General features: G+C 58.6%; 19 protein-coding genes and 2 riboswitches. Of the genes, 7 read left to right on the plus strand and 12 right to left on the minus strand.

Annotation, left to right across the window (positions count from 1 at the left end; all coding sequences use genetic code 11):
- The first annotated feature begins 107 nt into the window (after nt 1-107).
- Nucleotides 108-500: a YkvA family protein gene (locus H8S59_RS18980; RefSeq protein WP_187522428.1), complete on the plus strand. Its 393-nt coding sequence runs from the start codon at nt 108-110 to the stop codon at nt 498-500.
- Between the two features lie 21 nt (nt 501-521).
- Here H8S59_RS18980 and H8S59_RS18985 read toward each other — a convergent pair whose 3' ends face one another.
- From H8S59_RS18985 to H8S59_RS19005, 5 genes are all read right to left on the minus strand, one after another.
- Nucleotides 522-1,601 (minus strand): aminoglycoside phosphotransferase family protein, encoded by a 1,080-nt coding sequence (locus H8S59_RS18985; protein WP_246475458.1) that lies wholly within the window; start codon nt 1,599-1,601, stop codon nt 522-524.
- Nucleotides 1,588-2,013: a DUF3830 family protein gene (locus H8S59_RS18990; protein ID WP_095093739.1), complete on the minus strand. Its 426-nt coding sequence runs from the start codon at nt 2,011-2,013 to the stop codon at nt 1,588-1,590. Before H8S59_RS18990 ends, H8S59_RS18985 begins: the two co-directional genes overlap by 14 nt.
- Nucleotides 2,014-2,070: 57 nt before the next feature.
- Nucleotides 2,071-3,405, minus strand: coding sequence for a sensor histidine kinase (locus H8S59_RS18995; RefSeq protein ID WP_187522429.1), 1,335 nt, complete (start codon nt 3,403-3,405; stop codon nt 2,071-2,073).
- Nucleotides 3,406-3,499: 94 nt separating this feature from the next.
- On the minus strand, nt 3,500-5,566 hold the full coding sequence (treS, locus tag H8S59_RS19000) for a maltose alpha-D-glucosyltransferase (RefSeq protein ID WP_095093741.1): 2,067 nt from the start codon (nt 5,564-5,566) through the stop codon (nt 3,500-3,502).
- 227 nt (nt 5,567-5,793) lie between these two features.
- Nucleotides 5,794-6,405: an FMN-dependent NADH-azoreductase gene (locus tag H8S59_RS19005; RefSeq protein ID WP_187522430.1), complete on the minus strand. Its 612-nt coding sequence runs from the start codon at nt 6,403-6,405 to the stop codon at nt 5,794-5,796.
- A 130-nt stretch (nt 6,406-6,535) separates the two neighbouring features.
- Between H8S59_RS19005 and H8S59_RS19010 the strand changes: the two genes are divergently transcribed.
- Entirely contained in the window at nt 6,536-7,477 is a 942-nt protein-coding gene (locus tag H8S59_RS19010) for a LysR substrate-binding domain-containing protein (protein WP_187522431.1), read from the plus strand.
- Complete coding sequence (locus H8S59_RS19015) at nt 7,467-7,811, plus strand: MmcQ/YjbR family DNA-binding protein (RefSeq protein WP_187522432.1); 345 nt, start codon at nt 7,467-7,469, stop codon at nt 7,809-7,811. The genes H8S59_RS19010 and H8S59_RS19015 overlap by 11 nt, the downstream gene beginning before the upstream one ends.
- 4 nt (nt 7,812-7,815) lie before the next feature.
- Here the strand turns inward: H8S59_RS19015 and H8S59_RS19020 are convergent, their stop codons facing one another.
- The gene (locus H8S59_RS19020) at nt 7,816-8,247 is read right to left on the minus strand and encodes a DUF1294 domain-containing protein (RefSeq protein ID WP_187522433.1); all 432 of its coding nucleotides are present in this window, start codon (nt 8,245-8,247) and stop codon (nt 7,816-7,818) included.
- A 5-nt stretch (nt 8,248-8,252) separates the two neighbouring features.
- Nucleotides 8,253-9,083, minus strand: a complete 831-nt coding sequence (locus tag H8S59_RS19025; protein WP_095094003.1) for an undecaprenyl-diphosphate phosphatase — start codon at nt 9,081-9,083, stop codon at nt 8,253-8,255.
- 380 nt (nt 9,084-9,463) lie between these two features.
- Between H8S59_RS19025 and H8S59_RS19030 the strand changes: the two genes are divergently transcribed.
- The gene (locus H8S59_RS19030; protein ID WP_095093746.1) at nt 9,464-9,991 is read left to right on the plus strand and encodes an AAA family ATPase; all 528 of its coding nucleotides are present in this window, start codon (nt 9,464-9,466) and stop codon (nt 9,989-9,991) included.
- Between the two features lie 13 nt (nt 9,992-10,004).
- Here the strand turns inward: H8S59_RS19030 and H8S59_RS19035 are convergent, their stop codons facing one another.
- On the minus strand, nt 10,005-11,333 hold the full coding sequence (locus tag H8S59_RS19035) for a sigma-54 dependent transcriptional regulator (protein WP_187522434.1): 1,329 nt from the start codon (nt 11,331-11,333) through the stop codon (nt 10,005-10,007).
- 379 nt (nt 11,334-11,712) lie between these two features.
- On the opposite strand from H8S59_RS19035, the gene H8S59_RS19040 reads away from it, so the two are divergent.
- The gene (locus H8S59_RS19040; protein ID WP_027901210.1) at nt 11,713-11,979 is read left to right on the plus strand and encodes a hypothetical protein; all 267 of its coding nucleotides are present in this window, start codon (nt 11,713-11,715) and stop codon (nt 11,977-11,979) included.
- A gap of 1,085 nt (nt 11,980-13,064) precedes the next feature.
- On the opposite strand, the gene H8S59_RS19045 is transcribed toward H8S59_RS19040, so the two are convergent.
- From H8S59_RS19045 to cobW, 4 genes are all read right to left on the minus strand, one after another.
- Entirely contained in the window at nt 13,065-13,652 is a 588-nt protein-coding gene (locus H8S59_RS19045) for a vWA domain-containing protein (RefSeq protein ID WP_187522435.1), read from the minus strand.
- A gap of 77 nt (nt 13,653-13,729) precedes the next feature.
- The gene (locus H8S59_RS19050) at nt 13,730-14,788 is read right to left on the minus strand and encodes a magnesium chelatase ATPase subunit I (protein ID WP_187522436.1); all 1,059 of its coding nucleotides are present in this window, start codon (nt 14,786-14,788) and stop codon (nt 13,730-13,732) included.
- On the minus strand, nt 14,788-18,549 hold the full coding sequence (gene cobN / locus H8S59_RS19055) for a cobaltochelatase subunit CobN (RefSeq protein ID WP_187522437.1): 3,762 nt from the start codon (nt 18,547-18,549) through the stop codon (nt 14,788-14,790). The genes H8S59_RS19050 and cobN overlap by 1 nt, the downstream gene beginning before the upstream one ends.
- Before the next feature lie 3 nt (nt 18,550-18,552).
- Entirely contained in the window at nt 18,553-19,617 is a 1,065-nt protein-coding gene (gene cobW, locus H8S59_RS19060) for a cobalamin biosynthesis protein CobW (RefSeq protein ID WP_246475460.1), read from the minus strand.
- A gap of 125 nt (nt 19,618-19,742) precedes the next feature.
- Nucleotides 19,743-19,979: riboswitch (cobalamin riboswitch) on the minus strand.
- Nucleotides 19,980-20,036: 57 nt separating this feature from the next.
- Nucleotides 20,037-20,260, plus strand: a riboswitch (cobalamin riboswitch).
- 97 nt (nt 20,261-20,357) lie between these two features.
- On the opposite strand from cobW, the gene H8S59_RS19065 reads away from it, so the two are divergent.
- Nucleotides 20,358-20,543, plus strand: a complete 186-nt coding sequence (locus H8S59_RS19065) for a CbtB domain-containing protein (RefSeq protein WP_187522438.1) — start codon at nt 20,358-20,360, stop codon at nt 20,541-20,543.
- Nucleotides 20,544-20,554: 11 nt separating this feature from the next.
- The gene (locus H8S59_RS19070) at nt 20,555-21,262 is read left to right on the plus strand and encodes a CbtA family protein (protein ID WP_187522439.1); all 708 of its coding nucleotides are present in this window, start codon (nt 20,555-20,557) and stop codon (nt 21,260-21,262) included.
- Nucleotides 21,263-21,268: the final 6 nt, after the last annotated feature.

Below are 21,268 nucleotides of genomic sequence, written 5' to 3' on the forward strand. Positions count from 1 at the left end.
GCGGTTTGTCTGACACGCCGCCATCGCTGCCTCGCGGTGCTCGTGAGCTCCTACAGGATTTGGATCAATTCAGAAGGTCATAACATCCCGCACGAAGAGATCCATTGATGATCAGCAACACCATCAAACAACTGAAACTCTGGGCCCGCCGCCTCAAAGCCAATCTGATTCTGCTCTGGCTCTGCTCCCGCCAGCCTGACATGCCATGGCTACCGAAAATCGTTGCGTTGGTGACCGTGGCCTACGCCGTGAGTCCGATTGACCTGATTCCAGACTTTATCCCGGTGCTGGGCTTTCTGGATGATGTGATTCTTTTACCGCTGGGCATCGCCCTCGCTTTGCGACTGATACCGAAAGGGTTGCAACAACGCTGCCGCCCCGAAGCGCAAGCCATGGCCGGTGAGCGAATCAAGCTCAAAGGCCGATGGTTGACCCTCACCTGCATTGTGCTGATCTGGTTGCTGATTGCCTGGACCCTGTGGCGTGCCTTTGCAGGATAGAGCCCAGCCAACCGATAGCTGTTACTGACGATAAGGCGTCTTGCGCAACTCATCCAGAGTCTGCGCAGACAAGTCATCGCGCCAGCCTGACAGGTGCAGATCCAGCCATTCCCGCAGCTCATTGAACGCAGGCGCTCTCAGTGCTTGCACAAACAGGCGCAGGGTACGCGGCAGATGCGCCAGATAACCATGCTTGCCATCACGCCCGGCCAGGCGGACGAAGATGCCCAGTACCTTGGCGTGTCGTTGTGCGGCGAGCCGCCGGTAGTCATCAACAAACAGCGGCACATTGAGTTCCGGGCGCTGCATCAGGTAGTGACTGAACAGCGCGGCGCGCAGAGGCTCTGACAGGTCACGACGCGCATCCTCCAGCAAGGACATCAGGTCATAAGCCGCAGAACCGACCAACGCGTCCTGAAAATCCAGAAGACCGCATGCGGCCACACCCTGGCGGCTGTCGAGCAGCATCAGGTTGTCGACATGGAAATCGCGCAGCACCAGCGTTTCACGCCGCTCGGCCACATCGCCAAAGGCTTCGGCGAACAGTTCGAGATAACGCTCGCGTAGCTCAAGAGCGGCTTGTTTGCCGATCAACAACGGCGCATACCAATCGATGAACAACGCGCACTCGGCACTCAGTTTATGTGCATCGTAGGCGGGTAACCCGGTACTGGCAGGCGCCCGATGCAGGGCTACCAGCGCGTCGACCGCCAGACCGTACAAGGCTTCTTCAGCATGCCCTGAAGCCAGAAGCCGGGTGTAAGTGGCGTCGCCAAAATCCTCGATCAGTGCCAGTCCGGCCTGTTCATCCACCTGACGCAAGGCTGGAGCCGAAAGCCCGATGCTGTGCAGATAACCGGCCACCTGCACAAACGGCGCAATAGGTTCGCTCAGTGGCGGTGAATCCATCAACAAAAGGCCGGCACCTTGCAAACGAAAATAACGTCGCGCCGACGCGTCTGCTGGCAACGCCTCCAGAACGGCATCGGCAAAACCGGCGTTGGCGAGGAACGCCGCGCGCGCGCAGGCACGGCTATCTTGCGCATTGGGTGCTGATTCAGCGAGTTGAGTCATCATCTTGCGCAACTCAGGCCTGCTCAAAGAGCACGTCCTGCGCGCCCTCCCACAGGGTCTTCACGCCCAGGGCACGCAGGTTTTCCTTGCCTTGCACGATGGTCAGGAAGTGGTTACCGGCCAGTTGGCCCATTTTGCTGGCAAAACAGCACGAGCCATAGGCGATGAGGATTTCAGTCTCGCTGTAAGGGCCCGGATAAAACAGAATGTCGCCCACCGAAGGGTGACTGGTGTGATTTTCAAAACCAATCGGCTGATCGTTCAGCAGCAACTGGTACTCCCCCAATGGCACCCAGCAGCCCTCGCCGCTCCAGCGCACATGGATCAGCTTCTGCCGGTAAGGCAGCAACTTCAGAAAAGCAGCAACGGTGTGCGGCGCATCGGGATGGGTTTCAGCGAGAAACTCGTATCCGCCAGCGGTGATTTTCAGGGTGGTCATGCAGAGCTGCTCTCAAGATAAGGTGATTGATCATGTCGCGACATTGCGTGTCAGCGCCTAGGCTGGCTGGCCGACTGAATCCGGTTTTCGAACGCTGCCAGGGTTTTCGGTTGAAATCAGGGACGCAGAAAGGCTCACTTCAAAACAGCACCCGTGGGGCACGCGGCTTTCAAGGTTGACCGACCACCCCTGGTGAACGCAGATGCGCTGTACCAGCGAAAGACCCAGGCCAAGCCCTTCCCCACGCTGCTCATCGCCTCTGACGAAGGGCTGGAACATGGCCTGCTGTTTTTCCAGCGGAATGCCAATGCCGCTGTCCTGAACAGAAAAACGATCGCCGTGCAGGCTCAGAAAAATGAAGCCTTCATCGGTGTAATGCCAGGCATTGCGCAGCAGGTTGCTCATGACCGAGTGCAACAGCGTCGCGTTATACAGGCGATCCGAACCGATACCCGGCTCGTAACGCAACGTCAGGCCTTTTTCTTCAATGGGTTTGCGCCAGATATCCACCAACTCGTCTGCGACCGCCACCAGGGTTGCGCGCGGCCCCTGGCCGGGTACTTCGGTTTCTATACGCGCCAGCAGCAGGAACGTTTCCACCAGTTGACGCATCCCCTCGCTGGCCCGGGATATTCGTAAAACCTGATTACGAGAGCGTGGATCTACAGCGGGATTCTCCAGCAGCAATTCACAGGAACTGGCCAGCACCATTAATGGCGTGCGCAGTTCATGGCTGACATCACTGGTGAACATCTTCTCCCGGGTCAAGGCTGCGCGCAGGCGGCCCAGGGTTTCATCAAACGACACCGCCAGCTCACCCACCTCGTCGTGGGCATACTCCGGTGCCAGTGCCGGAGCCGCATCCATGATCTGGTCCCGCTGACGCACCTGCCCGGCCAGCTTCACCACCGGCGCCATGACCCGTTGCGCCAGCAACCGCCCCAGCAATAACGCCAACAGAACACTGAGGACAAACCCGACCAGCACAATGGCAAACAAAATACGCTCGCGCTGAACCGTGGCAGTCTGATCCCGCAGCAATACGTACTGACGACCGTCGACCATATCGACCATGGCGTAGTAATCGACATTGTCTTTTTTGATTCGGTGAAAGCCGGGTTTCAATGGCTTGAGGCTGTCGGGCATCGCGAAAAGACCGGAAGCGTCCTGCACATAGAAGAACGAATCCTTCTCTGGTCGATGACTCCAGTTGGCAACGTCGTCCATCAACAGCAACCGGTGCAGGTCGCCATTCATTGAAAGTGCGGTCAATTTTTTGCCAACCAGATGCACCGTGACGACGATGCCCGCTGCAAATATCAACGCGACCAGGGTACTCATCAGCGTGAAAACGATGACGATGCGCTGTTTGAGACTGTGTTTGATATCCATGCAGCTTCCGTTGACGGTTTACATCCGGGCAGTATCAGGCCAGATATGTCGTCATTTCGTCAACGGAGCTGCACGTCTGTACAGAAACCGACTATCAGAACGCCGGTAAGGCACTCACCACGCGCAGCGCCAACCCTTCGTAGGCATCCAGCGTGATGGTGAATTCGCCCTGTTCAGTGAGATCCCCTTCGACCCGTTCATTGATGATATCCACCACCGGGCCAGGCGCGATGTCCGGCAGGTGCAGGGTTTCAACAATCGGCTCGGAGCTGAAGTTCAGCGCGGTAATCTGTGTGCCCTTCCCGGCTGGCAGCTCGTGAACCATGATCAACAAGCCTGGGTGCTCAACATCCGGGATGAGAATCTGCTTGCTCGCAGCGATGTCATAAGCCCGACGCACAGCAAGAATCTTCTTGAGTTGCGAGGCAAATGAATCAGGGCGCTGTAGCTGGCTGATGATACTGCCGTAAAGGGTGCGGGAGCGCGGCATGTTGCCTGCCGAGAATTCCGCCTCCGGGTCCAGATCCACCAGATCATAAGCACCACGGTGGATCCAGCGCGTGTCGCCATCCTGCATCAGATGCTGAACCTGCTCGGCAGGCAGCGGCAATGCGCCGACCAGATCCCACCCGGACAACGCAAACACGCCAGGCTGCATGGCATTGAACATCACCAGCAGCAAGTGAATATGCTGAATTTTCTGAGTGTCTTCTTCAGTGATGGCGTCCAGATCACGAATACCCAGCGCCGCCGTGATGATGCTCGCGGTGGTGCAGGACACGCCATTGGTGACGAATTTCAGGTTGTAGGGAGCGTGCTCGCCTGCCAGTTTCTCGTACATTTCCTCGCGAATATGCTCGCGCAAGATGTTGCCCGGCAGCGTCTGGCCTTGATAGTGGTAGGTGTCGTGGGCATGCAAGGTCCAGAAATGCACCAGCTCCAGGGTCAATTCGTCGTGGTTCTGCAAGGCATGAATCAGCGACGCCGGATCGATACCAAACGCGTGAACCTGACGCAGCATCAACCGCAGAAACTCGGTAGTCCCCGTCAACAGTGCATGCTGATAGGCCGGGCGTGAGATGAAGTCGTAAGACAGGTCAGCACCGCCATGGGACATGGACGCGATGTCATCCAGAGTCAGGTTCAGCTCCTGGAAACTGAAACCGCCCGCTTTGCGGATCGCTCCGCCCAATAGCTGGTTACCGGTGATCGACAACGGGTGGCTCTCGGACCAGGCATTGCCTTCAGCCTTGCGCTCCACGCCGAGGAAGCCATTGGCATCCAGACGCAAGACCCGCGCGCCCATGACATCGATGGAATGCAGCGCATCACCAATGATCATTTGCTGAGCAGCGAAGCTTGGGTCCAGCCAGTTCAGTGAAGGCTGACCTTCCTTGAAGTAATGCAGATACACCCAGCGCCGCGCCTTGCCGTCCACTCCCTGGACAATACCCGTGGCGCTCCAGTCGGTTTCCTTGACGCCTGGCTCGAAGAAAATGACCCGCTGTAACTGGCCAACGATGTAGTGCTTGTCCTTGAGGGCATCGACCACCTCAGGCATCAGGTTTACTGCATCACGACCGGCCGGAATATCCGGCAGCAACTGCCAGTCTTCCTCACGGATTTCAACCATGTGATACAGGCCCGGATAATCCTCGTAGGCCATTTCTGCCAAACGGAAATCAGAGCCCTTGCCGGTGTGGGATGGAATCACGTCATCGATCACTACTGCGTTATGCGCAGCCGCTATGCGACTCAGGCTGAGCAATTGCGCATCGGTACCCAATTCGGGGTCAATGCCGAAACTGATCCGGTCGAAATTGCCATCGATGGTCGGGGTGTGTTGCCGCCCCTGAAGGCCACCGGAGGTTTTCAGGGGTCCGTTGTGGATGCCTTGAATACCGATTTCCGACATGGCATGCCACAGGGTTTCATCCCCCAGGGCTTCAAGGACCGAACCACCCGGGCGGGTGATGATGGACGCCGGATAAGCAGTAAACCAGACGGAGGCAATCGCCGACGCGTCTCTGGGCCGGGATTCGGCGAACGGGCGCTGCCACAACCTGCCCTGCCCCGAATACAACCTGGCGCGCTGGCGTGCGGCATTGAGCATTGATTGTTCAACCAGCCACTCTACGTACTGCTTGTCCGGTGTCGTCATAAATTCCAATCATCCGTTTCTCGTGAATCGGGCGAAACGATCGGAGAAGGTTCAACTGTTCCGATTGAGTCATGTATTACCCGCTGTAAGAGCCTCGCGGGCGGCAAACGTTGCATTTTTGTTTGATCAGCGTGGGCCATAACGTAAAAAACTCCAGCGCCCAATGGACGCTGGAGTTCTATTTTGTAGGCGTTTGGCAGGCGAAGTCGTCAGACCCGCCGACGCCATCAGGCCTTCGCGAACAGCTCTTCTTTAATCTGCTTCTGTGCAGCGGTCAGCGCATTGGCACGTGGCTCGTCGCCGTAAGCCAGACCGTGAGCGAAGACGAATTTCAAATCAGTCACGCCAATGAAGCCGAACAGGACCTTGAGATAGTCCTCATGACCCACACTGGTCGGCTGGCCAACATGCACGCCACCGGCAGTGGAAACGATGATCACCTGCCTGCCGCCCGCCAGACCTTCAGGGCCGGTTTCGGTGTAGCGGAAGGTACGACCGGCAACGGCGATGCGATCAATCCAGGCTTTGAGCTGCGTAGGAAGTGTGAAGTTGTAAACCGGCGCACCAATCACAACCACGTCAGCGTCGAGGAATTCCTGCAGAATCTGCTCGTTGTCAGCCACTTCCTGTCTTTGCGCAGCGTCACGGCCTTCTTCAGGCGTGCCCGCAGCAGCAAGCGTTGCCGGGGAGAAGTGGCTCAGTGAATCGCTGGCCAGATCGCGGTAAGTCACCTGTGCGTTCTGCTCTACAGCGGTGAATGCTTCAACAACGTTGCGGCTGAGCTGGCGAGACGCGGAGTGATCGCCGAGGATGCTGGAATCGATGTGCAAAAGTTTCATAACGTGCTTCCCAATTGAAAAGTCGCCAGCTGGCGATCAAGTGGCGATAATCCTACAGCGCAATCCAATAGCTGATTAGTCGGCATAAATGCGATAGTTCGTTCTACACACAGGACAATCGGCTCACAGCATGCAAGATCTGAACGATCTTTATTACTTCGCCAAAGTGGTGGAATTCGGCGGTTTCGCGGCTGCCGGACGTCTGCTGGGCATCCCTAAGTCACGCCTGTCACGGCGCATCGCCGAGCTTGAGTTGCGTCTGGGCGCGAGCTTGCTGCAACGCACCACGCGCAAACTGGCGTTGACCGCCGTGGGTGAGCGCTACCTGAGTCACTGTCAGGCGATGTTGCTGGAAGCGGAAATGGCTGACGAAGCGGTTGCGTCGCTGTCGGCTGAACCCCGGGGGCGTTTGCGGGTGTCCTGCCCGGTGGGAATGACGCACTGGAACCTGTCCGGAGTGGTCAATGAATTCCTGATTCGCCACCCGCTGGTGCAACTGGAGTTGATCCTGGTGAACCGCCGGGTTGATCTGGTCAATGAGGGCATTGATGTGGCCTTGCGGGTTCGCGACATCGGCGATGAAGACCCCAGCCTGATTGTTCGGCAGCTGTATCCCGCGAACACCGTGCTCGTGGCTTCTCCCAGGTTACTCAGCGGACGCAGCGTCACGCATCCACAGGACCTTGCCAGCTTGCCGGCATTAGGTGCCATCGAAGCGGATCGAAAAGTGCATTTTCAGCTGCTGCACAGCCATGGCGAGCGTTGCGAAGTGGCGATTGAGCCGCGTCTTGTAGTGGATGACTTCCCTATTCGCAAGAACGCAGCCGTGCAGGGCCTGGGCATTACGTTACTGCCGTTGATGAACTGCCATGAAGAACTTGCCAGCGGTCAATTGATCCGCTTGCTTCCCGACTGGTCATTGCCAAGCGGCAATGTCCAGGCCGCTTACACCCAGCGCCGTGGCATGCTCCCCGCGGTACGCGCGTGGATCGAGCACATCAGCCTGGCGTTCAAAAACGAACCGCTCTGGAGCGATGTTCAGAAATCAACGGAGCAGATCAATGAACGCTGAAGACGTCGCCGGGTTTTGCCTGCAACTGCCAGGTGCCCGGGAGGATTACAAATGGGGCGGCACGCGGGTGTTTTCCGTGGCTGGCAACAAGATGTTTGCGGTGATGGACCTGGCTGGCAAAGGCTTGGCATTCAAGGTGGGACCCGATTTGTTCCTTGGCTACGTCGACAGGCCAGGCGTTCGTCCCGCGCCGTATCTGGCGCGGGCTTACTGGATCAGCGTCGCCACGCCCTACTCCCTGAGCGATGGGGAATTGCGCGAGTTGCTGACACGGTCCCATCAATTGGTCGTCAGCAAGTTGCCGAAGAAACAGCAGATTGCCCTGAAGCTCTGACAGATCAGTAGAAATGTCGGGTCAGGTAATTGCCGCCGAGGAACAGGCGGTCAATCCAGACCACCTCGTGCAACACAACGATCAGCCAGAACACCAGTTGAAAGGACAGCTTGCGGGTTTTGTGACGCAACGCCTGTTGCGCCACCAAAGCGCCCGGCCAGCCACCCAGCAGTTCCACCGCGTGCAGGATTTTCTCCGGCGTTCTCCATTCATTTGATCTGGCATGACGCTTGTCGCGCCAGTACAGAAAGAATGCCAGCAGGCTCATTGCCAGATAGATTGCACCGGGCACCCACACCCCGGTGAGCAGCAACGAGGTGAGGCCCGCCACCGGTAACGCACAAATGGCGAGAAATACCGCCAGTTTCAGCCGCGGATACCGCGACGGATGCTGTTTCGCCGTTGCGGTTTTGTTCGATTTTATACGCTGATCCATGTTCGTCAGCCGTTCACGCTGGTCCAGTCAATCCAGCCGAACTGCCAGGTCGCCAGAATCAGGATACCGAAGACGATGCGATACCAGGCGAACACGGCATAGCTGTGGGTGGCAATGAACTTGAGCAGCCCGCGCACGGCAATCATGGCAAAGATGAACGAGACGACAAAACCCAACGCAAACACCGGGAAGTCCGCAGGCTGGAACAGGTGACGGTACTTGAAGCCCGAGTACACCGCAGCCCCCACCATCGTCGGCATCGCCAGGAAAAAGGAAAATTCGGTAGCGGTCTTGCGCGACAAGCCAAACAGCAGGCCGCCAATAATCGTCGAGCCAGAACGAGAAGTCCCCGGAATCATCGCCAGGCATTGGGCGCAGCCGACTTTCAGGGCATCACGCCAGGTCATGTCATCCACGCTTTGCGCATGCACCACGTGATCGCGGCGCTCAGCCCAGAGCATGATCACACCGCCAATGACCAGGGCCGTCGCCACGGTAATCGGGTTAAACAGGTATTCGTGAATCAAGTCGGCAAATATCACCCCCAGCACGACGGCTGGAAGAAACGCGATCAGCAGATTGATCGTGAAACGCTGCGCCTGACGTTGCTTTGGCAGGCCAGTCACCACATCAAGGATCTTGCGCCGGAATTCCCAGACCACCGCCAGTATCGCGCCGAGCTGAATGATGATGTTGAAGGCCATCGCCCTTTCGCCGCCAAAGTCGATCAAGTCCGCAACGATAATCTGGTGTCCGGTACTGGAAATGGGCAGGAACTCCGTCAGCCCCTCCACAATCCCGAGAATCAATGCCTGAGCGGCGGTCCAAAGATCCATCATTCCCCCAAGTGAAGCATTGCTCGAAGCAGGCTTCTTGATATTGTCATGTCCAAACAGCGCGCAAATATGCCCGTCGAAAGGTGAAAAGTCCGTTAAAAACGGACGCTTACAACGTCAACCAAAGCAAGGCGTGGCGATCCTAACAGACCTTCATGCAGGACGCTGCCATTGAAGCTTGACGTGTAACCCTTGACGTAAGGGGAGCTGTTTTCCAGTAGCCGCTATCGGCGTTTTTCTGCGCTGAAACCGCTGCGCTAACGGGCGTATGCGCTTACAATCGCGGCCGCTTTACGCCCCCGAGGAATCGCAATGCCCGCACCTGAAACCGCCAGAACAGTACCGGGCGCTATTTTAGCTCCGGAAAAGGCAGTTGTTTGATGAAAGTTGTTGTGCTGACAGGTCCTGAGTCCAGCGGCAAAAGCTGGCTGGCAAGCGAGATACAGCGCTGCTATGGCGGGGTTCTGGTGGGGGAATATGTACGATGCTTCATCGAGCAGAATCAGCGTGACACCACTTACGCAGATATTCCGGCAATCGCTCAAGGCCAACTGGACAGCGAAGATGCCGCTCGGGCCACACAGCCAGGGTTGCTGATTCTGGACACGCACCTGTTGAGCAATATCCTCTGGAGTCAGACATTGTTCGGGGACTGCCCCGCGTGGATCGAGCCTGCGCTGCTGGCTCGTCAGTACGATCTGCATCTGTTACTCGACCCGAGCGGCGTCGACTGGATCGGCGATGGCCAGCGCTGCCAACCAGAGCTGAGTTCACGACAGGCATTTTTCCGTGACACCCGGCACTGGCTTGAAACGCATCACCAACCCTTTCAGGTCATCGGCGGTGACTGGACGCAACGTCGTGAGCGAGCCTTCGCCGCAGTTGAGCAACTGCTCAAAAACCTCTGAAGCTCGCTGCAGATCAACGAATCTGGTGCTTGTGCAGCAATCGATAGAATGTTGGCCGGGAAATGCCCAATACCTTGGCGGCAACGCTCAAGTTATCGCTATGGCGGGTCAATACATCGCACAACGCCTGACGCTCGGCCCGGGATTTGTAGTCATCCAGGGTGCCCATTGTACTGACGACATCGTCATCACCGAGCAACCCCAGATCGGCGGCTTCAATCTGCCGCCCTTCTGCGAGCACCAGACCTCGGCGAACCCGGTTGGCCAGCTCCCGGACATTACCCGGCCAGTCATGTTTGCCCATTGCAACCAGCGCGTCCTGACTGAAGTTACGCACCCGCCGACCGGTTTCCTGACTGTAAAAATGCGCAAAATGATTGGCAAGCAACGCCAGATCACCATGCCGCTCGCGTAAAGGGGCAGTCCCGACCTGTAGCACGTTCAGGCGGTAATACAGATCCTCGCGGAAGTGTTTTTTGCGAATGGCGGACTCAAGATCGACGTGGGTGGCGGCCAGTATCCTGACATCCACGGCAATGGAGTCTCGCCCGCCAACGCGCTCGACTTGCTTGTCCTGAAGAAAGCGCAGCAGATTGGCTTGCAGCTCCATCGGCAAGTCCCCGATCTCATCGAGAAACAAGGTGCCGCCATCGGCCGCCTCGATGCAGCCGATTTTCAGTTCGTTTGCCCCTTCGAACGCGCCCTTCTCATAGCCGAATAATTCGCCCTGAAGTAAATGCTCAGGCGTCGTCGCGCAGTTGATCGCAATAAATGGCTTGCTGCGACGGTGAGATTGAGTGTGCAGGGTGCGCGCCACCAACTCTTTGCCCGTCCCGGACTCGCCACGAATCAATACCGGCGACTCTGTGGGCGCGAGCTTGCTCAGCAGCCTGCGCAGCTCACGGATAGGACGACTTTCACCGAGCATTTCATGATCAGGGCCGGATACATAAACCGCTCCCTGGGCCCGCAGGCGCGCCATGCCATACGCCCGCCCCAGTGTGACCTGCATGCGCGCGACGTCGAACGGCAAGGTGTGGAAGTCAAAAAACCATTCGCAGACAAAATCGCCAATCTTCTCCCGGCGCAGGTCATCCGGGCTCAATACGGCGATCCATTCCGTGTGACTGCGCGTGATCAGATCCTTGACCACCTCCGGATGCTCGAAGTGATAAGGCGTCAAGCGAATCAAACCTACGTCGCAAGTGCGACTGACAGCGTCTTCAACCGTAGTGCTATCGACATCCCAGCCAGCGGCACGGAGAACGGGAATGAGCTGATGACAATCATCGCAGGGATCAACAATTAACAGACGTCGCAGTGAGGGTGCCGATTCATGCATGGGGATTCCTTGGCGCTGCGATTTGGGTTCAGGTTTATAAAATCATTGGATAAACAGAGAGTTGAAGCTATCAGTTTGAACGTTAGCAAATTTTTGACAGCCGCTTGGACCGATTGACTATAGCCATCAGATCGAAAGGTAATTAGTCATTCAGCGTGGGCAGTAACGGATGTTTTTCGGTCTGATCGAGCGTGCTGAATATCCGTCGGAATGCGCTCGCAAGGACTTTGAACACGAGGGACGGTTAAAAAAACTGAAAAATAATCGGCACGCTGTGTGACTTGACAGCCATCAAGGGTCATCAACACAAGTAACCCGCTGAACGGTAAGCCCGACCGACAGCGCGCAATTTTGATATGGGCACTTTGAGGAAATAACCATGAACGCCCCATTGCGCTTCAACGATGCCCTCCTGATCGCTGGACACGCTTTTGAACCTTTCCAATGCGTCGCCTGGGCACCGCAAGACGGTAACGGCGAGCTGAGCCTGACGGTCATCGACCGTACCAGCAATCGTATTGGTCGCCGCCAGATCGCGCGCAGCACCTATTCCGATGCCAAGCGCCTGGCCAATGAGCTCGAACTGGCCCGTGCTGAAATCAGCAACGAAGGCCACCGTCTTGAGCCGTGGACCATGCCTGCCTGAAGTTAGCGCAATACCCTGTGGGAGCTGCCGTAAGCTGAGATGGCGGAGTGTCAGCATAAACGCTTCGCAGCCTTCGGCAGCTCCTACCGGGATGGCATTCCAGTTCGATGAAGAATGGCCAGCTGGCCGGGGCCGATGACGTTTTTCTTGCGTAAGGCGCAAATCAGGTAGGAGGCAACTTGTTGGCGAGAAGGGTTGACGCGGTGATTCAGAGCTGGCGCCTCGCGAACAAGTTCGCTCCTACCGGGATGGCATTCCAGTTCGATGAAGAATGGCCCGCTGGCTGGGGCCGGTGACGTTTTTCTTGCGTAAGGCGCAGATCAGGTAGGAGGCAACTTGTTGGCGAGAAGGGTTGAAGCAGTGCTTCAGAGCTGGCGCCTCGCGAACAAGTTCGCTCCTACCGGGATTGCATTCCAGTTCGATGAAGAATGGCCAGATGGCCGGGGCCGGTGACGTTTTCTTGCGTAAAGCGCAAATCAGGTAGGAGGCAACTTGTTGGCGAGAAGGTTTGAAGCAGTGATTCAGAGCTGGCGACTCGCGAACAAGTTCGCTCCTACCGGGATGGCATTCCAGTTCGATGAAGAATGGCCAGCTGGCTGGGGCCGGTGACGTTTTTCTTGCGCAAGGCGCAGATCAGGTAGGAGGCAACTTGTTGGCGAGAAGGGTTGACGCGGTGATTCACAGCTGGCGCCTCGCGAACAAGTTCGCTCCTACCGGGATTGCATTCCAGTTCGATGAAGAATGGCCCGCTGGCTGGGGCCGGTGACGTTTTTCTTGCGCAAGGCGCAGATCAGGTAGGAGGCAACTTGTTGGCGAGAAAGGTTGACGCGGTGCTTCAGATCTGGCGCCTCGCGAACAAGTTCGCTCCTACCGGGATTGCATTCTAGTTCGATGAAGAATGGCCCGCTGGCTGGGGCCGGTGACGTTTTTCTTGCGTAAGGCGCAAATCAGGTAGGAGGCAACTTGTTGGCGAGAAGGTTTGACGCGGTGATTCAGAGCTGGCGCCTCGCGAACAAGTTCGCTCCTACCGGGATTGCATTCCAGGTCAGTAGGTCGTATCGCAGCTGTTCGATAATCCTACAGGCCTAACGAGTCTTCAGCTCATCAATGTGCTGATACTCAATCCCCAGGCTCTGCGCCATCTGTTGCGCCCTTCCCAGGCGGATCGGCCCACTTTCGATATCGATCAGCAGGCCCGGACAATTGAAGGCTGGCAGCGCGCCTGAATCCTTTATCCGCCCGTCGGTCATGACCAGAAGATGCTGTTTTTCAGCGGGATGCTGCTTCTTGCGTGTATCCAGCCATTGGCGTGCCTGATCAAACGCGTCGATCAACGGCGTGCCGCCACCAGCACCCAGTTCATCAAGCCAGGGCTGCAATACACGGGATGCTTTTAGCCCCTGATGTTGCCAGCGCGGCGTGCTGCCGTTAGCCGTCAGCAGCGCCAGACGCACACGGCGACGGTAAGCGTCGTCGAACACTTGAGCCAACAGTCCTTTGGCCCGGCTCAACGCCTGATGGCGCCTGGTCGAGGCCGACGCGTCGACGATCACCAGCCATAACTCACCGGGGTGCTGGCTTCGTGGTTGTCGGATCAGGTCGGCGCGGACCTTGGGTCGTCCGCGTAACAGCGTCGGCAACCAGGCAATCGCTCCGTCGGCGCCGCTGCGCAACGCGCCAGTACGACCACCGGGCGCTTTACCGCGCCGAGGCTTGGCATCCGCCCCCGGAACTGTGCGAGGACGGATGCCTAAGGCTTTTTTGGCCAGCTCGGCACTTCACGGCGGACGCCTGTCGGCATGGACTGCGCGGGCAACTCACCCCAACTGCCCTGCCCTTGATCCGGCGCAGACTGTGGCGTGGGCGTAGACGGGTTTTGCTGCGATTCCGGTTGCTGCGGTGGCTGCTGGTCCCGGGGTGGCGGCTGATCTTGAGAAGAGTGACGACGCCGGTGACGCAAGGCAAACTCTGCCACGGCGTCTATATCCTGCTCTTCAATCGCCGAGACGCCGCGCCAGGCCGCGTGAGCACGGGCAGCCCTCAGCCAGACCAGATCAGCGCGCATGCCATCAACACCCGCAGCAAAACAGCGCTCGGTGATGACCGTGAGTGACTGATCATCCAGCGCGATGTTGCCCAGAATACTGCGCGCCTGTTCGCAGCGCAGCTTTAGCGCCTGTTGTTGCTCACTCCACTGCGCACAAAAGGCCTGCGGGTCGCTGTCGAAGTCCAGACGACGACGGATGATTTGCCCGCGCTCGGTCGGCAAGGTTTGCCCGCTCAACGCCACGTTCAAACCGAAGCGATCCAGCAGTTGAGGCCGTAGTTCGCCCTCCTCGGGATTCATGGTGCCAATCAGTACGAACCGTGCCGGATGACGATGGGAAATGCCGTCACGCTCCACCAGATTCACGCCGCTGGCGGCAACGTCCAGCAGCAGGTCAACCAGATGATCAGCCAACAGGTTCACTTCATCGACATACAGCACGCCGCCATCGGCCTTGGCCAGCACGCCAGGTGAAAACTCGGCCCGGCCTTCGCCCAGCGCTGCATCCAGATCCAGCGTACCCACCAATCGCTCTTCAGTAGCGCCGAGGGGCAAGGTGACGAATTGACCGCTTGCCAGCAAATCGGCCAGACCACGTGCCAGCGTCGATTTCGCCATGCCCCGCGGCCCCTCGATCAGCACACCGCCGATTTTTGGGTCAATGGCGGTCAGGCACAGCGCGAGTTTCAGTTCGTCGGCCCCCACTACTGCGGCCAGGGGGAAATGCGGGGTGTCGCTCAAAGTCTCGTCAGGCAACGTCATCAGCTCTCTTCTATGTCCAGCAACAGGCTTTCCAGCGCGTCACGGTAATTACCCGGTTCCTGCCATAAGCCGCGCTGCTGCGCTTCAAGCATGCGTTCGGTCATGTCCCGCAACGCATCTGGGTTGTGCTGCTGAATGAATTCCCGGGTCGATGCATCCAGCAAATAGGCATCGGCCAGCAGTGCGTATTGGTGATCGTCGATCAGCTCGGTGGTGGCGTCGAACGCGAACAGGAAGTCCACCGTGGCAGCCATCTCGAAGGCACCTTTGTAACCATGCCGTTTGACGCCGTCGATCCATTTCGGGTTAGCCGCCCGGGAGCGGATGACCCGGTTCAGCTCTTCCTTCAGCGTACGAATCTTTGGCAGGTCTGGCTGGCTATGATCACCATGGTAGCTGGCGGTTTTCTGGCCGCTGAGGCTTTCAGAGGCGGCAAGCATGCCCCCCTGAAACTGGTAATAGTCGTTCGAGTCGAGCAGGTCGTGCTCGCGGTTGTCCTGGTTCTGCACCACCGCCTGAACCTGGGACAAGCGTTTTGCAAAACGCTCCCGCGCAGGCGTGCCTTCATCGGCGGCACCATAGGCGTAGCCGCCCCAGTTCAGATAAACCTCAGCCAGATCATCCCGACTCTGCCAAAGGCGACCGTCGATCGCGTTCTGCACCCCCGCACCATAAGCGCCGGGCTTGGCACCGAAAATTCGCCAGCCTGCCTGACGCGACGCCTCATCATCAGCAACACCGCTGTCCAACAACGCAGCACGCTCTTCGCGAACCTTGGCGGCCAACGGATTCATATCGTCCGGCTCATCCAGTGCCGCCACGGCCTGTACCGCAGCGTCGAACAGCCGGATCAGGTTGGCGAAGGCATCGCGGAAGAAACCAGAGACGCGCAGCGTCACATCAACGCGCGGTCGGTCCAGCAAGCTCAATGGCAGAATCTCGAAGTCATCGACACGCTGACTGCCGGTCGCCCAGACCGGCCTGACACCCATCAAAGCCATGGCTTGGGCAATGTCGTCGCCTCCGGTGCGCATGGTTGCGGTGCCCCACACCGACAAACCGAGTTGACGTAGATGATCACCATTGTCCTGTAAGTGCCTTTCCAATAACAGATTTGCTGACTGGAAGCCAATTCGCCACGCCGTGGTAGTCGGCAGATTTCGCACATCGACCGAGAAGAAGTTTCGCCCGGTGGGCAGCACGTCTATACGTCCACGACTGGGCGCGCCGCTTGGGCCGGCCGGCACAAAACGCCCGCTCAGAGCGTCCAGTAAGCCTTGGATTTCTCCCGGACCACAGGCATCGAGACGCGGCGCTACAACTTCTTTCAAACTATTAACAATGGCCAGCAGATCATTGTTTTCTAAAGGGATATTGAAATCATCTCTACTGATAACCTGTTCAATTGACCACGCAGCGTATAGCTCCAGACGCTCACGGGTATCACCCGCCGTGCGCCATGGATCAGCGCTGACTGCGAGCAGTGCTTCAGGTTTCGCCCCTGTCCAAGGCTCGGCAAGCTCACAGTCCAGCGGATCGAAACCCAGCTCGAAAGCTTTGCTCAAGGCTCGCAAAATACTGGACTGCGCCCCTCGCCCGTCACCTCGCGGGATGCGCAGCAACGCCAGCAAAGTATCGATGCGCAGACGGCCGACGGGAGACTCACCGAAGATATGCAGACCGTCACGAATCTGCGATTCCTTCAGATCACACAGGTAGGTGTCCAGGCGTGGCAACCAGACCGCCGCATCGTCATCCTTTAACGAGTCACCGAGGGCCAGCTCCCGATCAATATGGGTGTCGCGAACCAGATGGAGGATGTCGCGTTGCAGCTCAAGGGCGCGACGCGGATCCAGCAGTTGTGCTTCGTAATACTCGTCCGCCAGCAGCTCAAGATTGCGTAATGGCCCGTAGGTTTCGGCGCGGGTCAGCGGCGGCATCAGGTGATCGATGATCACGGCCTGAGTACGGCGCTTGGCCTGGGCGCCCTCGCCCGGATCGTTAACGATGAACGGATAGATATTTGGCATCGCGCCGAGAATCGCATCCGGCCAGCAGGTCTCCGACAGCCCGACGCCCTTGCCTGGCAGCCATTCCAGATTGCCGTGTTTGCCCACATGCACAACGGCATGGGCGCCGTACACTTTGCGCAACCAGAAATAGAACGCCAGATAACCGTGGGGCGGGACCAGATCCGGGTCGTGATAGACCGCACTGGCGTCTACCTGATAACCCCGCGCGGGCTGAATACCAACGAAGGTCAGGCCAAACCTGAGCCCGGCAATCATCATTCGGCCACTGCGGAACATCGGGTCTTTATCCGGCGCGCCCCAGCGGGCAATCACCGCTTCACGGTTGGTCAGAGGCAGTTGCTCAAACGCAGCGGTGTACTCGTCGAGCGCCATGCTTTGCTGACAGGGACGCAGATCGATGCTGTCCAGATCGTTGGTCACGCCGCCGAGCAACTGGTGAATCAGGTCAGTGCCGGTTTCCGGCAATCCGGCAACCGGATAGCCTTCACCCTCCATGGCTCGCAGGATGTTCAGCGCAGCCGCTGGCGTATCGAGGCCGACACCATTGCCGATTCGTCCATCGCGCGTGGGGTAATTGGCGAGAATCAACGCAACGCGCTTGTCGGCATTGGGCAAACGCCCGAGCAATATCCAGCGACGCGCCAGTTCGGCAACAAAGTCCATGCGCTCAGGTTGCGGGCGATAGCACACCACATCAGACTGGCTGCGCTCGCTGTGCCAGGCGAGATCCTTGAAGCTGATGGGCCGACTTATGATCCGCCCGTCCAGCTCTGGCAAGGCGATGTGCATGGCCAGATCCCGGGCACCAAGGCCTTGCTCGCTGGCCCGCCAGCCGGGTTCGTTATCCTGAGCGCAAATCGCCTGAATTACCGGCACATTGCGTCGAAAGGGCCGCACATGCGGCGTTTCCGGGCTGGACTGGGCAAAACCTGTGGTATTCAGGATCAGCTCAGCGCCCACCTCGTCCAGCCAATCCTCGACCACTGTCATGCAACCCGCCTCTTTGAGGCTGGCCACGGCGATGGGCAACGGGTTCAAGCCTTGCGCCTGCAAACGGGCGCAAAATACATCGATGAACGCGGTATTGGCGGCCTGCAAGTGCGAGCGGTAGAACAGCAGCGCGACGACTGGCTGATCCACCACCCAGTCAGCGAACCATATTTCAGGATCAGCGCTGACGCCCTGCGGATGGTAAACCGCAGTTCGCGGCAAGGCTTTTGGCTCGGACCACGAATAATCCCGATCCAGCATGCGAGTCGCGAGGCAACGGTAAAACTCCAGCGCGTTGTGCATGCCGCCCTGACGCAGAAACTGCCATAACCGGTGGCAATCCTCGGCGGGCACGGTGCTGCGCTCAGTGAGCTCGGGGTCATGGCGATCACAGCCTGGCACCATGATCACCTGCACGCCCCGCGCCGCCAGTTCCATCAGGCGTTCGACGCCGTAGCGCCAGTAGCCGATCCCGCCATGCAAGGAAATCAGAATTACCTTGGCGTGGCGCAGCACTTCATCGACATAGAGGTCGACCGAAGCGTGGTTCTGAACCTGCATCGGGTTGGCCAGACGCAAGCTTGGGTAATCTTCCGGCAGTTGCTGCGCGGCTTCGGCGAGCAACGCCAGGCTTGAATCACCACTGCAGAGAATCACCAGCTCAGCGGGGGTTTGTCCGAGGTCGGCAATGCTGTCGTCCGGCACAAAACCGCCGGGCTGGGTTCTCAACAGGTGCATGGGTCAGTCCGCAAGCGCAGCGCGCAGTTGGGATTCAAGTGCAGCAGCATCGAGCTTCTGACCGATCAGCACCAGATGAGTGGCGCGCTCTTCGTCAGCACTCCAGGCACGGTCGAAGTGTTTGTCGAAACGCGTACCCACGCCCTGAATCAGCAAGCGCATCGGCTTGCCAGCGATGGCAGCGAAACCCTTGACCCGCAGGATGCCATGCTGAACGACCAGTTGGGTCAGCGCGGCAAGCAGCTGTGTTTCTTCGGATTGAGGCAGCTTGATGGAAATAGAGTCGAACGCGTCATGGTCGTGGTCATCATGATCATCGCCTTCGTGGTGATCGTGATGGGTCTTGCGCCCGTCGATGTGCTGCTCGGACTCGGCACCCAGCCCCAGCAGGACGTTGATCGGCAGACGACCGCTGCTGGCTTCGATGACCTTGACCGCAGGCGGCAGCTCTTCGGAGACTTCGGCACGCACTTCGGCGAGACCGGCAGCGTCAATCATGTCGGCTTTGTTGAGGATGACCAGATCGGCGCTGGCCAGCTGATCGGCGAACAGCTCATGCAGTGGCGATTCATGATCCAGGTTCGGATCGAGCTTGCGCTGTGCATCGACCTGATCAGGGAATGCAGCAAACGTACCTGCGAGTACTGCAGGGCTGTCGACGACAGTGATCACCGCATCGACGGTGCAGGCGTTGCGAATTTCTGGCCACTGGAAGGCTTGCACCAGTGGTTTTGGCAGCGCCAGACCGGAGGTTTCGATGAGGATATGATCCAGATCGCCACGGCGCGCGACCAGTTCGCGCATGACCGGGAAGAACTCTTCCTGAACGGTGCAGCACAGGCAGCCATTGGCCAGTTCGTAAACGCGGCCAACCGCCTCTTCTTCCGTGCAGCCAATGGTGCATTGCTTGAGGATTTCACCGTCGATGCCCAGTTCGCCAAATTCATTGACGATCACGGCGATGCGCCGACCTTCCGCGTTATCCAGCATGTGGCGCAGCAAGGTGGTTTTGCCCGAACCGAGGAAGCCGGTAACGATGGTGACGGGAAGTTTGGCCAGTGTTTTCATCGGATGCCCTTTGGCAATACGGCGGGCAAGCAGGACGAAAACCCTGTGTGGCCACAGGTGTGTAGCCACAGAGATGCGATTCGCCACCGGATCACCCCGCCCGGTTGTAGTGAGAATTCGTCGGGCTCAAGGCCCGAATCGAGGCAGGTCTCCTGGCTTGCGGCGCCCCTTTAACCTTCGGGGCAGTCATTGCGCCTTCCCGCCCTTGACGGGCAGTGGCTGTGCAGAGAATGCAATGACCGTGCGATAAATCAGCACCGCTTACAGTTGCGGGGGCAGCCGCGGCATTGACCGCGTTCCCGTCTTAGCTCCATATCGTCCGACCGCAGATCGGCTGGAGAACCTCGAACCCGCAAGGCTACGCAGTGACTGCGGGCAGGTCAATCGACTGATTGACGTTCCATGCAGACGCATGCTCTCCTACACGCCTTGTTACGGGTGCCCCTCACGGGGTGAAACGGGAAACCGGTGCGTTCAGGCCTCTGGCCTGCACAAGTCCGGCGCTGCCCCCGCAACGGTAAGCGAGCGAAGAATCAGATCCACTGTGCGCATCACCGCATGGGAAGGCGATTCTTGCAGGTTGACGCCATAGAGCGCTCAACCCCTCGCAAGCCCGGAGACCGGCCCGACATGAAACAAATAACGAACCCGCGGTGGGCGGGCGCAGTTGCACTCCCCTGACACTCGTCAGCGGGACAGTGCTGCGCATGCCTGCTTGCCGACATTCAGAGGGAAGCGCCATGTCGATCATTACAACCAGCCACTCCGCCAGTACCGCAACCACCCAGACCCAACGCCTGACCGCCGCCATCGGCACAGCGATTCTCGGCGCCTGTCTGGTGTATTTCGCCGGTTTCTCGCACATCGAAGCGGTCCACAACGCCGCCCATGACACTCGCCACAGCGCCGCCTTTCCTTGCCATTGAGACCTGACGCCATGTTCAAGCGAATCGCTCAAACGGCCGGGTTCACCGGCCTGCTTGCCGCCCTGCTGTTGACCCTGCTGCAAAGCTTCTGGATCACACCGTTGATCCTGCAAGCCGAAACCTACGAAAACGCGCCTGCCGAGCAGGTCCATGAACACGCTCACGGCGAAGCCGCACAGGCGGGCCATGTGCATGACGACGAAGCCTGGTCGCCGGCAGATGGCTGGCAGCGCATTGTGTCCACCACCGGCGGCAATCTGGTGGTGGCGGTGGGTTTCGCGCTGATGCTGGCGGCGCTGTACACCTTGCGAGCGCCGGGCAGAACCTCCCAAGGCCTGTTCTGGGGGCTGGCCGGTTTTGCCGTGTTTACCCTGGCGCCAACCCTGGGCCTGCCGCCCGAACTACCGGGCACCGCTGCTGCGGACCTCAATCAGCGACAGATCTGGTGGATCGGCACCGCAGCCTCGACGGCTGTCGCTCTCGCGCTGATCGTCTTTGCCCGGAACTGGCTATTGAAAGCCTTGGGCGTAGCGATTCTGGTAGTGCCTCATGTGATTGGCGCACCGCAGCCTGAAATCCACGAAAGCCTGGCACCTGAAGCGCTGGAGTCGCAATTCGTGATCGCTTCACTGCTGACCAACGCGGTGTTCTGGATCGCCATGGGCCTGATCAGCACGTGGCTGTTCCGTCGTAACAACCCTGATCTCGACCCAGCCTGATCTTGA

Source organism: Pseudomonas folii, assembly GCF_014357575.1.
Lineage (GTDB): Bacteria > Pseudomonadota > Gammaproteobacteria > Pseudomonadales > Pseudomonadaceae > Aquipseudomonas > Aquipseudomonas folii.